The organism is Actinomycetospora chlora, from assembly GCF_039542135.1.
Lineage (GTDB): Bacteria > Actinomycetota > Actinomycetes > Mycobacteriales > Pseudonocardiaceae > Actinomycetospora > Actinomycetospora chlora.
Genome location: NZ_BAABHO010000027.1, coordinates 67,777 through 80,254, shown reverse-complemented (window position 1 = coordinate 80,254; position 12,478 = coordinate 67,777). Strand labels below are relative to the sequence as shown.

Sequence of the window (12,478 nt, the reverse complement as noted above, 5' to 3'; positions counted from 1 at the left end):
GCTGGCCGCGCCACATGGTGCCGATCCAGTTGAAGAACTTGATGCCGGTCGGCACGGCGATGAGGAACGTCGTGAACGAGAAGAACGGCAGCAGCACCGCGCCGGTGGCGTACATGTGGTGCGCCCACACGGCCACCGACAGCGCCGCGATCGACAGCGTCGCGTAGATCAGGGTCTTGTAGCCGAAGATCGGCTTGCGGCTGAACACCGGGAAGATCTCGGTGACGATGCCGAAGAACGGCAGCGCGACGATGTAGACCTCGGGGTGCCCGAAGAACCAGAACAGGTGCTGCCACAGGATCACGCCGCCGTGCTCGGGCGCGAAGAGCTGCGCGTCGAGGTGACGGTCGGCGGCCAGGCCGAGCAGCGCCGCGGTGAGGATCGGGAAGGCGAGCAGCACCAGCACGACCGTCACCAGGATGTTCCAGGTGAAGATCGGCATCCGGAACATCGTCATGCCCGGGGCGCGCATGCACACGATCGTCGTCACGAAGTTGACGCCGCCGAGGATGGTGCCGAGACCGGAGACGACGAGGCCGACGATCCAGACGTCGGCGCCGAGGCCCGGCGAGTGCACGACGTCGGAGAGCGGCGTGTAGGCGAACCAGCCGAACGCGGCGGCGCCGTCCGGGGTGAAGAACCCGGAGACGACGATGATGCCGCCGAACAGGAACAGCCAGTACGAGAAGGCGTTGAGCCGCGGGAACGCGACGTCGGGGGCGCCGATCTGCAGCGGCACGATGTAGTTCGCGAAGCCGAACAGGATCGGCGTCGCGTACAGCAGCAGCATGATCGTGCCGTGCATGGTGAACAGCTGGTTGTACTGGTCCACCGACAGGATCTGCAGGCCCGGCTGGGCCAGCTCGGCGCGCATGAGCAGCGCCATCAGCCCGCCGATCAGGAAGAACCCGAACGACGTGACCATGTAGAGGATCGCGATGTCCTTGGGGTCCGTCGTCTTGAGCATGCGCCCGACGAACGACCCGCGCTTCGTCTCCCGCGCCGGGTACGGCGTGGTCGCGATCGGCTTGGGTGCCACGGCGGTCACGAGGGCCTCCTGCTCACGGTGCGTCTCCTCCACCCCGACGGCCGAACGGCCGTACGTGCGCGGACCCAGGGATCGTAACCGCCGTGCGGGACCCGGGCGCGCCGGGTGAAGCCTCCCACGACGATCCGTCGTAGACCACCGGGGGCGGTCCGGGAACGACGAAGGACCGCCGCCCCGGTGGGCGACGGTCCTCGTGGTGGGTGGAGCTGAGGGGACTCGAACCCCTGACCCTCACACTGCCAGTGTGATGCGCTACCAGCTGCGCCACAGCCCCAACGCGACGCAACGTTACACGCCGACGGACACCCACCGGCGTCGGGGGTCGGGCTAGAAGTCGCGGCGGCCGTGCTCCTGTTCCAGCACCGCGTCGAGGTCCTTGAGGCGGTCCATCGTGGCCACGGCACGGGCCGTGCGCTGGTTCGCGCGCAGCAGGGACTCGTGCCGGTGGACGAACTGCCAGTAGCCGGCGGTGAAGGGGCACGCCTTCTCCCCGACGCGGACCTTGGGGTCGAAGGCGCAGTCGCCGCAGTGGTCGGACATCTTGTTGATGTAGGCCCCGCCCGAGGTGTACGGCTTCGTCGCGAGCTTGCCGCCGTCGGCGTGCTGGCTCATGCCGACGACGTTCGGCGGCATCACCCACGCGAAGCCGTCGACGAACGACGTGGTGAACCACTCGGAGAGCGCGCTGGGGCGGTACTCGCGCTGCAGGGCGTGGTTGCCCAGCACCATGAGCCGCGGGATGTGGTGCACCCACCCGCGGTCGCGCACCCCGTTCAGCGCCGAGGACAGGCAGGCCGCGGTGACGTGGTCGCCGTCGAGCTCGGTCCACCACGTCGGCAGGGCCTTGCGGTGGTCCATCTCGTTGCGCTTCGTGTAGCCCTTGCCGAAGTGCCAGTAGAGGTGCCAGATGTACTCGCGCCAGCCGAGGATCTGGCGCACGAAGCCCTCGACGGAGTTCAGGCGCGCGGTGCCGTCGTGGTAGGCCTGCTCGGCGGCGTGGACGGCCTCGAGCGGGTGCAGCACGCCGAGGTTCTGGGGCACCGAGAGCAGCGAGTGCGCCATCCACGGGTCGCCGGCGAGGATCGCGTCCTCGTGCGGCCCGAACGGGTCGAGGCGGTGGTCGACGAACCGCCGCAGGGCCTTCCGGGCCTCGTCGGGCGTGACCGCGAACAGCCGGGGGCCGTCCGCGCCGACGGTGGGCAGGACCATGTCGTCGAGGTCGCGGCGGACCTGCTGGTCGATCTCGTCCTCGGTGGGCCACCACGGGTCGGGGACGCCGAGGGTCTCCGTCTTCGGCGGGGGCTCGCGGTTGTCGTGGTCGAGGTTCCACTTCCCGCCGACGGGCTGCTCGCCGTCCATCAGCACGTCGAAGCGGCGCCGCTGGTTGCGGTAGAAGTTCTCCATCGTGAACGAGTCGTCGTCACCGGCCCACGCCTCGAACTCCGCCCGCGGACGCGCGAACGTCGTCGGGGGCAGCACGGCGGCGACGAGGCCGTCCTTGCGCAACCGCTCCACGAACTCCACGGCCGTGTGCGACGTCGGCTGGTGCACCACCACCGGGCGCCCGACCTCGGCCAGCGCCTCCCGGTAGGTCTCGGTGCGGTGGTACGTCGAGCGGTCGCCCAGCTCGTCGTCGAGGTGGCGCATCCCGGAGAGCACGAGGTGCAGCTTCTGGCGGTGGTAGCGGCGCCGGCGCAGGACGGCGGCCGACTCCACGAGCACCACCTCGCGCTCGGCGTGCTGCGGCAGCCCGTGCACGGCGGGGCCCAGCTGATCGCCGAACACCCACAGCGGCGCGTCGCGCTCGGCGCCCGCCTCGTCGAGCGCGGCGTCCACCGCTTCGGTGTAGGTGTCCTCGACCCCGGCGGGGACCTGCGCGCTCATGCGGGGCGGGTGCCCTGCCCCTCGGTGGGCGAACCGCGGGTGGAGCGCCGGGGCAGGGCCGACCACACGACCAGGGCCACCAGCGCGACGCCGGCGCTGAGGAGGAAGGCGACCGGGAACGACGCCGACTCGGCGAGCGCGCCGGCCGCGACCGGGCCGACGATCGCGCCGACGTCGGCGGCCATCTGGAACCCCGACAGCGCGGGCCCGCCGCTGCGCCGGGAGCCGACGATGTCCGCGACCGCGGCGCCCTGGGCCGGCTGGAGGAGCCCCGCCCCGGCGCCGGCGACCGCGGACGCGCCGAGCAGGACGACGAGGCCGGCCGTCCCGCCGACGGCCGCGAGCGCGAGGGCGGCCGTCCCGAGGGTGACGAGCGCGAGGCCGGCGACGACGACCGGCCGCCGGCCGCGGCGGTCGGACATCCCGCTGGTGGCCAGCAGGACGAGCCCGTCGCCGACGGCGAAGACGGTCAGGGCGATCCCGGCCCAGATCGGCGCCCGCCCCAGGGCCACGGCGACGAACAGCGGCACGAGCGCGACCCGCACGCCCTGCACGGCCCAGCCGGTCGCGAGGCTCGACACCAGCGCGGCCCGGTAGGTCGGGAGGCGCAGCGCCGCGGCGATCGTCAGCGGTGTCGCGTCCGGGTCCGGCGGGCGCACGCCCACCTGCCGGGAGCGGGCCAGCAGCGCGCCGACCACGATCGTCGCCAGCACCAGCGCGAGGGCGTAGACGACGAAGGGCGCGCGCAGGTCGACCGCGACGAGCGCGCCGCCCAGCGCCGGCCCGGTGACCCCGCCGAGCAGGAACGCGCCGGTGAACAGCCCACTGGCCTGCCCGCGACGATCCTCGGGCGCCAGGCGGAACAGCAGGGAGAACGCCGAGACGGTGAACATCGTCGAGCCGATGCCGCCCAGCCCGCGGAACACGAGCAGCTGCGCGTAGCTGGTCGCCAGCGCACACGCGCCGGTGGAGGCGGCGACGACCAGCAGGCCCGTGAGGTACATCGTGCGCTCGCCGGTGCGGGCGACGAGCCGCCCGCTGACCGGGGCGAAGAGCAGCCGCATGACCGGCAGGGCGCTGACGACCGCCGACGCGGCGGTGACCCCCACCCCGAAACTGCGGGCGAACACCGGCAGCGCCGGCGCGACGATGCCGTAGCCCGCCGCGACGAGGAAGCTGCCGGCGAGCAGCGCCCAGACCTCCCAGGGCAACGCCGTCCGCGGCGGGCACTGATCGGACGTGCGGTCCCGCTGCGGTGCGGCACCCATGGGGCTCGGGGGCTCCCTCACGCTCGGGGTCGGCGGCCACCCGGCAGTCTGCCCCTCGCCGGGCGCCGGCGCCCGACCCGGTTCAGGGAGCGGCGAGCGTGGCGGCGCCCCCGGTGCGCGGGGCCGCGCGCGTGGTGGTCGTCGGGGTGACCGTGGGGTCGGCGGGGTCGGTGGTCGGCGGCACCGTGGCGGTCGGAGGCACGGTCGGCGGCACCACCGGCGCGGCCGGGCGCGGGGACCGGGTCACCGTGGTGACGTCGCGGGTGATGGTGCTGCGGCGGGTGGAGCTGCGCACCGGGGTCGCCTCGTCGTCGTCGGACGAGGCGCTCCCGCCGGTGGACGACGGGCTCGACGCCGCGGGCGGCGCGACCGCGGCCGGGCCGGGGGGCTGCTCCGGCTGTGTCACGTTCGACACGCCGACCTCGGTGCCGCTCGGCCTCTCGGCGGCCCAGAGGACGAAGCCCGACGCCGTCGCCAGCAGCAGGGCCGCCCCGCCCAGCGCCGCGAACGGCAGGCCGCGCGCGGGCCGGCGGCGGCGGGCCCGCCGGCCGCTGCCGACGTCCTCGGTCCCGGCCACCGGCGGCGCGGGCATCGGCCGGGGCGCCGCCGCGACCGGGCTACCGACCTCCGGCACGACCAGCGGCACGATGCTCGTGGGGTCCTCGTCGGCGTGGCGCAGGGTCTCGGCGACGTGGGCCAGCGACTCCGCCGCCGTGCGGGCCGCGACACGGCCGTCGGCCATGGCCGCGAGGTCCTGCTCGAGGGCGGGCGCGCCCGGGCCGTGGGCGTCGAGCACCAGCGCGAGGGCGCGGCCGAGGTCGGCGACGTCGTCGCCGGGGTGGGGCGGGGCCGCGGGCCCGGTGGCGGGAGCCGTCGGGGCGGCGGGGTGCAGCGCGGCGGTGAAGCCGGTCAGCCACGCGTGGGGCGCCCCCGGCGTGCCGCCGACGACGACACTGGCCGGCCCGATCCGGCCGTGCACGACGCCGCGGGCGTGGGCGTGGGCGAGCCCGGAGGCCAGCTGGGCACCGATCTCCGCGACGGCCAGCGGCGACCAGCGCCCCCGGTCCGCGAGGCCGTCGAGGGGCCGCCCGTCGACGCTCTGCAGCACCAGCGTGCTCTCGACGCCCTCGGCCAGGCCGTCGACGTCGAACACCTCGACGAGGTGGCCGTGGTGCAGCCCGGCGAGGCGGCGGACCTGCTCGGTGCGCACCACGAGGTCCTCGCCCCGCGCGGGCGGCAGCGTGACCATCGCGACCTCGCGCCCGAGGACCGCGTCGAGCCCGCGGGTGGCGGCGTCGACCGCACCATCGGGCCTGCCCGCCGGCGTCGTGTCGTGTGCGGTGTCCGGCGTGTCCGGTGTCGCGTCGTCCTGCGTGGCCACCTCGCACCCCCTCACCCCGGGTCGCTCCTCCGGACGAGTGAGCGCCGTGCGCCCACGGTAGCGCTCCACGTGACGCTGAGTCGACCGGCCCATCGGTCAGAGCCGACCGGCCGAAAGGATGAGCAGCGTCCGTCCAGGGGACGAGGTGGGAGGCCGGGTCGTGACACCCCCTGTGACACAGAACGGGCCGGGGAGCAGGTGCTCCCCGGCCCGGCCGTGAGGGGTGGTGGAGGTGCCGGGAATCGAACCCGGGTCCTCCGATCAGCAATCAGGACTTCTCCGTGCGCAGTCCGCCTCGTCTCTGCTCGGATCCACCGGTCCTGCGGACGGGCCGGTGTGACGATCCCAGTCGCTGTGAGATGTCCCGGACGGGCCCCGCGACCGGGCCCGACGGTGAGTCACCTAGCTGATGCCGGCGACCGGGTCGGTGACGAACCCGGGCCGACAGACTTCCCTACCCGCTGAACTTAGGCAGCGAGCTGGAAGTCGCGCTGAGAACTCTCGGCGCTTAATTCATCGCAACGCATGGTTAACGAGATCATCGTTGCCTTCCTCGGCACGCTTCTCCTGATGAACCACTCGGAGTCGAAACCAGTCACCCCCTCGGTCCCGCGCTCTGCGGGGCCACCGATCATAACGCCCCGGGGCGCCCGGTTCATCCCGCCCGGCCGTCAGACGCCGAGCAGCCGCGCGGGGGCGTCGTGCAGCACCGAGCGCAGGAACGGCGCCCCGAGACGGTCGTCGGCGGCGGCCCAGCCCGCGATCGCCGCGAGCTGCTCGTGGTAGCCGTAGGGGATGTTGGGGAAGTCGGTGCCCAGCACCACGCGGTCGGCCACGGCGACGAGCCGCGCGGGCCAGTCGTCGGGCACCGGGGCGAACTCCTGGGTGTACGGCGTCCCGACCATCGTCGTGTCGAGGTGCACGTTCTCGAACCGGTCGACGAGCTGCAGCGTCCGGTCGTACTCCGGCAGCCCGGCGTGGGCGATCACGGCCGTCAGCCGGGGGTGGCGCCGGAGCACCTCGGTGAAGACGTCCATCCCGGTGTACGTGCCCTGCCGGGGGCCGTCGCCGCAGTGCACGATCGCGGGCACGCCGGCCTCGGCGATCAGACCCCAGGCGCGGTCGAGGCGCGGGTCGCGGGGGTCGAAGTCGCCGACCTGGACGTGCACCTTCACCGCCCGCGCCCCGGCGTCGAGCGCGTCGCCGAGGTAGCTCGTCACCGAGTCCTCGGGATAGATCGTCGCGGTCGGCACCGCCTCGGGGACCTCCGCGGCCCACTCCAGCGCCCAGGACGTCAGCCACGCCGCCATGTCGGGCTTGTGCGGGTAGACCAGCGGCGCGAACGTCCGCACCCCGAACCCGCGCAGCAGGTCGATCCGCGTCTGCTCGGGCTCGCGGTAGTGGATCGGCCACGGCCGGCCGTAGTTCTGCTCGGCCTGGTCGAAGAACGCCCACACCTTCTGCAGCATGCGGTCGGGCAGGAAGTGGACGTGGAGGTCGACCAGCCCGTCGACCCCGGTGGCCGCCACCCACGCCGGGACGTCGGCGTCGTCGATCGGCGGCGTCGCCAGCGGATCGCGGTTCACCGGGTCCGGCTCCGCTGCGCTGCGCGTCCCACCGGACTCACCACCCCTTGATCCGCCGTCCCACGACGCGCTCGGCCTCGCGCTTCGCGTCCCGCTCGGCCATCGCCTCGCGCTTGTCGTGCTTGGCCTTGCCGCGCGCCAGCGCGAGCTCGACCTTGCAGAGGCCGCCGGAGAAGTAGAGCGACAGCGGGACGAGCGTGTGCCCGGTCTCGCGGGTCTTCCCGACCAGCCGCGCGATCTCCGACTTGTGGAGCAGGAGCTTCCGCACCCGCCGCGGCTCGTGGTTGGTCCAGGAGCCGAAGTCGTACTCCTGGATGTGCAGGCCGCGCAGCCAGGCCTCGCCGTCGGTGACGAGCGCGAAGGCGTCGTTGAGCGACACGTGCCCGGCGCGCAGGCTCTTGACCTCGGTGCCCTGCAGCGCGATGCCGGCCTCGTAGACGTCGAGGATCTGGTAGTCGTACTTCGCCTTGCGGTTGGTGGCGACGACCTTGCGTCGCTCCTCCGGGCGGTTGCTGCTGGCCTTGGCCGGCGCGCTCTTCGTCTTCGCCACAGCGTCCACCTCCCGTTCGTTCAGGTGCGTACGTACAACCGCAGGGTCACGTACCCCGTGGCCGTGGCGATCACCGCACCGACGACCACCAACACCGGTCCAACGTCACCGAGCACGTCGCTCATCCCGATCGGCGGGATCGTGTTGGCCAGCAGCCGTCCGGACAGCAGACGGTCGAGAAAGACGATCTTCGCGGCGACCAGCCCGGCCGTCGCGAGAACGGCCCCGACGACGCCGGTGACCACCGCCTCGATGAGGAACGGCACCTGCGTGTACCAGCGCGTGGCCCCGACGAGCCGCATGATCCCGACCTCGGTGCGGCGGGTGTAGGCCGAGAGCTGGATGGTGTTGGAGATCAGCAGCAGCGCAGCGACCGCCTGCACGATCGCCAGCACGAACGTCGCGTTGCGGACGTTGCCGAGGAACGAGAAGAGGTCGGCGACCGTGCTGCGCTGGTCGACGACGTTGCGCACCCCGGGCCGGCCGCTGTACTGCTGAACGATCTCCTCGCCCCGCAGCGGATCGGCCATCGTCACCCGCAGCGTCGCGGGCAGGCTCTGCGGCCGCACGAGCTGCAGGATCGACTGGCCGGCGTAGATGCGCTGGAAGCGGGCGAACGCGGCGTCGCGGCTCTCGTAGTCCACCGACCGCACCAGCGGGTTCGCCTCGAGGTCGCGACGCAGGTCGGTGCAGGCCGCGCCGGAGCAGTCGGGGTCGTCGGCGCTCGTCGGCTCGTCGAGCGCGACCTGGACGGCGATGAGCGAGTAGTAGAGGTCCTCGGTGCGGTCGATCGTGCGCACCGCGAGCAGGCCGGCGCCGAGCAGGCCGAGCGAGATGGCGGTGGTGATCACCATCGCGATCGACATCGTCAGGTTGCGCCGCAGGCCGATGAGCGCCTCGCGCCAGACGAACAGCATCAGCGGGAGGCCCCGTAGACGCCGCGGTGGTCGTCGCGCGCGAGCTTGCCGCCGGAGAGCTCGACGACCCGGCGCCGCATGCTGTCGACGATCTGGCGGTCGTGGGTGGCCATGAGCACGGTCGTGCCGGTGCGGTTGATCCGCTCGAGCAGCGTCGTGATGCCGGTGGCGGTCTCGGGGTCGAGGTTGCCGGTGGGCTCGTCGGCCAGGAGCACGAGCGGGCGGTTGACGAACGCGCGGGCGATCGCCACGCGCTGGGCCTCCCCGCCGGAGAGCTCCGAGGGCATCCGGTCGGCCTTGCCGCCGAGGTCGACCATGTCGAGCACCTCGGGCACCACCGTCCGGATCGTGTGGCGGGGCTTGCCGATCACCTCGAGGGCGAACGCGATGTTCTCCGCGACGGTCTTGTTCGGCAGCAGGCGGAAGTCCTGGAACACGCAGCCCATCCGCTGACGCAGGCGCGGTACCCGGCGGCTCGCCAGGCGCCCGACGTTCCAGTTCGCGACCCAGACCGTCCCGGTGCTCGGGACGTCCTCGCGGAGCAGCAGCCGCAGCAACGTCGACTTGCCCGACCCGGAGGGCCCGATGAGGAAGACGAACTCACCGCGCTCGACGTCCACCGTCACGTCGTCGAGGGCCGGCCGCGTGGAGGTCGGGTAGACCTTCGAGACGTTCTCCAGCCGGATCACGGCCGGGGATGTTACTGAGGGTGGACGATCACGCCGGTGCCTACCTCAGGCCGCGGTGTCGTTCTGCTTGCGCCAGCGGATGCCCGCGTCGAGGAACGCGTCGATGTAGCCGTCGAGCACCTGGCTGGTCTGCGACGTCTCCTGGTTGGTCCGCAGGTCCTTGACCATCTGGTACGGGTGCAGGACGTACGAGCGCATCTGGTTGCCCCAGCTCGAGCCGGAGTCCTTGAGCGAGTCGAGTAGCGCCTGCTCCTCCTGCCGGCGGCGCTCGAGGAGCTTCGCCTGCAGCACGCCCATCGCCGTGGCGCGGTTCTGGATCTGCGAGCGCTCGTTCTGGCAGGACACGACGATGCCGGTCGGCAGGTGCGTGATGCGCACGGCCGAGTCGGTCGTGTTGACGCCTTGCCCGCCCGGGCCCGACGAGCGGTACACGTCGATCCGCAGGTCCTTCTCGTCGATCTCGACGTGGTCGCTCTGCTCGACGACGGGCGCCACCTCGACGCCCGCGAAGCTCGTCTGGCGGCGGCCCTGGTTGTCGAACGGCGAGATGCGCACCAGCCGGTGCGTGCCCTGCTCGACGCTGAGGGTGCCGTAGGCGAAGGGGGCGCTGACCCGGAACGTGGCCGACTTGATGCCGGCCTCCTCGGCGTAGGAGGTGTCGTATACCTCCGTGGGGTAGCCGTGGCGCTCGGCCCAGCGCAGGTACATGCGCATGAGCATCTCGGCGAAGTCGGCGGCGTCGACGCCGCCCGCCTCGGCCCGCACCGTGACCAGGGCGTCGCGCTCGTCGTACTCGCCGGAGAGCAGCGTCCGCACCTCGAAGGCGTCGACGTCGGCCTTCAGCGAGGCCCGCTCGCCGTCGGCCTCGGTGCGCAGCTCGGTCGCGTCGGAGCCCTCGGACTCGTCGGCCATCTCGTAGAGCGTGCCGAGGTCGTCGAGCCGCGAACGGAGCGCCTCGGCCTTGCGCAGGTCCGCCTGCTTGTGCGTGAACGCGCTGGTCAGCTTCTGGGCCGTCTCGACGTCGTCCCACAGGTCGGGTGCGGCGACCTGCTGCTCGAGCTCGGCCACCTCACGCCGCAGACCGTCGAGGTCCATCGCCGCCTCGACGCTGTCCAGGGAGGCGGCGAGGTCCTTCAGCTCGGTCGCGGTCGAGTCGTCCACTCCCCCAGCGTAATCGCCCGGTGTGGCGCGATCCCCCGGCGTATCGAGAGCAGTGCTCTTGCTTCCTCATCCTCGCCGTGGCAACGTCGCTTGGTGAGAGCAGCGCTCTCGTTCTGGAGCACCGTTCACGGAGGAGATCGCCATGAGCCCCACGACCCTCGTCACCGGCGCGACGGGCGCCACCGGCGCCGCCGTGCTCGCCCCGCTCGACCGGCGCAGCGTGGCGCCGCGCGTGATGGTCCGGGACCCCGGCCAGGCCCACCGCTTCCCCGGCCGCGAGGTCGCGGTGGCGGACTTCGACGATCTCGCCGCCCTCGGGCGCGCCCTGGACGGTGTCGACGCGGCGTACCTGGTCACCCCGTCGTCCGAGCGGGCCGCGGAGCGCCAGACCCGGTTCGCGGACGCGGCCGTCGCCGCCGGGGTGCGGCGGCTCGTCGTGCTGTCGCAGTACGCCGCGCAGGCGGACTCGCCGGTGCGCTTCCTGCGCTGGCACGCCGAGGTGGAGGCGCACGTAGCGTCCCTGCCGGTCGAGGCCGTCGTCCTGCGACCGAACCTCTTCTTCCAGGGCCTGCTCGCCTTCGCGGGCCGGATCGCGGCGACCGGTCGGTTCGGGGCCCCGATCGGCGACGCGGCGGTGAGCGCGGTCGACGTGCGCGACATCGCCGCGGTGGCTGCCGCGTCACTGGTCGAGCCCGGACGTGCCGGCGCGACCTACACGCTCACCGGCCCGCGGGCGGTGACCCACCGCGAGATCGCGGAGGCCCTCACCGCCGCGACGGGCCGTCCGGTCGCGTTCGACGACGTGAGCCCACAGACGTTCGCGTCCGCGCTGCGGGAGCACCTGCCGGCGTGGCAGCTCGAGGGCCTCGTCGAGGACTACGCCCACTACGCCCGGGGCGAGGCCGCCGTGGTCGACCCGGCCGTCGAGGACGTCACCGGGCGCCCGGCGACCGACCTCGTCGACTTCGCCCGTGACCATGCCGCGGCGTTCGAGCAGGGGATCGTTACCGTTCCGTGACCTGTGCCCGCGGGTTCCACCAGCGTCTTCGGGCCCGTCGTTGTCGGGGGTCGGGGCTAGCGTCCTGTTCGTGAGCATCGACCAGGACGAGCGGCCCTCCGTGGCCGCGGTCCTGGACGGTTTGGGCCCCGGTCCGGAGCTCGACGCGGTGTTGGACGAGTTCTCGGCGGCGGCGTTGGCCGGGGAGGACCTGGCCGCCTATCTGCGGGCGTGTGCCCGGCAGCAGGCGCGCGCGGAGTCCCGGACGTTGACCGCGATGCACAACCTGGGTCGGGCCCGTGCCGGCTCCACCGAGCGCTTCTCCGGGGTGGACGAGTTCTCCGGCGACGAGGTCGCGGCGGTGCTGTGCTGGTCGCGGTCGATGGCCACCCGCAAGCTCGGGTTGGCCGACGATCTCGAGGTGCGGCTGCCGGCGGTGGGTGAGGCGGTCTGGGAGGGCCGACTCGATCTCGCCAGAGCGTCGCGGTTGTGTGAGTGGACCCGCGATGTGCCCGACGACCTGGCGCGCCACGTGGCCGAGGTGCTGCTGCCGGTGGCGGCGAGCATGCCCGTCGGGGAGCTGATCGACCGCATCGAGCAGGTCGTGATCGAGCTCGATCCCGGCTGGGCCGCCCGCCGCGAAGCCCGCGCCCGCCGCAACGGGCGGCTCATCCTCTCGGCCAACCCGTCCGGCACGGCGACCTTGTCGCTGGTGGATGTGGCGGCGACGTCGGGGTTGGCGATGCGCGACCGCGTGGACGCGCTGGCCGCCGCGGTGCGTTCACTCGGCGTCCTGACCCCGGTCGGCGTCCTGCGCAAGGAGGTGGCCGAGCGGCTGCTCGACGGGTCGCTGGCCGGCCTCGACGACCGCGCGGTGGCTGTCCTGCTGGCAGCGGAGTACCACGCCTCCGGCAACGATCCCGACGCCGACGACTCCGGTCCCGACGACTCCGGTCCCGACGACTCCGGTCCCGACGACTCCGGTCCCGACGACTCC

11 protein-coding genes, 1 tRNA gene and 1 other RNA gene are annotated in these 12,478 nt (G+C 73.0%); 2 read left to right on the top strand and 11 right to left on the bottom strand.

The genetic code is table 11. The features are described 5' to 3' along the window. From ABD994_RS17515 to prfB, 11 genes are all read right to left on the bottom strand, one after another. Positions 1-1,048 (bottom strand): cbb3-type cytochrome c oxidase subunit I (locus ABD994_RS17515; protein ID WP_345417571.1); only part of this gene is annotated, 1,048 nt, incomplete at its 3' end. Between the two features lie 201 nt (positions 1,049-1,249). Beyond that, positions 1,250-1,322 (bottom strand) — tRNA-Ala (locus ABD994_RS17510). A gap of 53 nt (positions 1,323-1,375) precedes the next feature. After that, positions 1,376-2,932: a cryptochrome/photolyase family protein gene (locus ABD994_RS17505; protein ID WP_345417568.1), complete on the bottom strand. Its 1,557-nt coding sequence runs from the start codon at positions 2,930-2,932 to the stop codon at positions 1,376-1,378. Then, the gene (locus tag ABD994_RS17500; protein ID WP_345417565.1) at positions 2,929-4,200 is read right to left on the bottom strand and encodes an MFS transporter; all 1,272 of its coding nucleotides are present in this window, start codon (positions 4,198-4,200) and stop codon (positions 2,929-2,931) included. Before ABD994_RS17500 ends, ABD994_RS17505 begins: the two co-directional genes overlap by 4 nt. Before the next feature lie 82 nt (positions 4,201-4,282). Continuing rightward, positions 4,283-5,581, bottom strand: coding sequence for a protein kinase family protein (locus ABD994_RS17495; RefSeq protein WP_345417562.1), 1,299 nt, complete (start codon positions 5,579-5,581; stop codon positions 4,283-4,285). A gap of 224 nt (positions 5,582-5,805) precedes the next feature. Continuing rightward, positions 5,806-6,184: a transfer-messenger RNA gene (ssrA, locus tag ABD994_RS17490) on the bottom strand. 68 nt (positions 6,185-6,252) lie between these two features. Next, a complete protein-coding gene (locus ABD994_RS17485; RefSeq protein WP_345417559.1) occupies positions 6,253-7,167 on the bottom strand; it encodes an amidohydrolase family protein in 915 nt (304 codons plus the stop codon). 37 nt (positions 7,168-7,204) lie between these two features. After that, complete coding sequence (smpB, locus tag ABD994_RS17480; protein ID WP_345417556.1) at positions 7,205-7,717, bottom strand: SsrA-binding protein SmpB; 513 nt, start codon at positions 7,715-7,717, stop codon at positions 7,205-7,207. A gap of 20 nt (positions 7,718-7,737) precedes the next feature. Next, positions 7,738-8,634: a permease-like cell division protein FtsX gene (ftsX, locus tag ABD994_RS17475; RefSeq protein ID WP_345417553.1), complete on the bottom strand. Its 897-nt coding sequence runs from the start codon at positions 8,632-8,634 to the stop codon at positions 7,738-7,740. Continuing rightward, positions 8,634-9,323 (bottom strand): cell division ATP-binding protein FtsE, encoded by a 690-nt coding sequence (gene ftsE / locus ABD994_RS17470; RefSeq protein ID WP_345417550.1) that lies wholly within the window; start codon positions 9,321-9,323, stop codon positions 8,634-8,636. Before ftsE ends, ftsX begins: the two co-directional genes overlap by 1 nt. A gap of 45 nt (positions 9,324-9,368) precedes the next feature. Then, entirely contained in the window at positions 9,369-10,484 is a 1,116-nt protein-coding gene (prfB, locus tag ABD994_RS17465) for a peptide chain release factor 2 (RefSeq protein ID WP_345417547.1), read from the bottom strand. Between the two features lie 142 nt (positions 10,485-10,626). On the opposite strand from prfB, the gene ABD994_RS17460 reads away from it, so the two are divergent. Together ABD994_RS17460 and ABD994_RS17455 are read left to right on the top strand one after the other, a co-directional pair. Continuing rightward, positions 10,627-11,502 carry an NmrA family NAD(P)-binding protein gene (locus tag ABD994_RS17460; protein ID WP_345417544.1) on the top strand — a complete coding sequence of 292 codons (876 nt, stop codon included), beginning with the start codon at positions 10,627-10,629 and terminating at the stop codon, positions 11,500-11,502. A gap of 70 nt (positions 11,503-11,572) precedes the next feature. After that, the coding region (locus ABD994_RS17455; RefSeq protein ID WP_345417541.1) for a DUF222 domain-containing protein at positions 11,573-12,478 on the top strand (906 nt) is incomplete at its 3' end.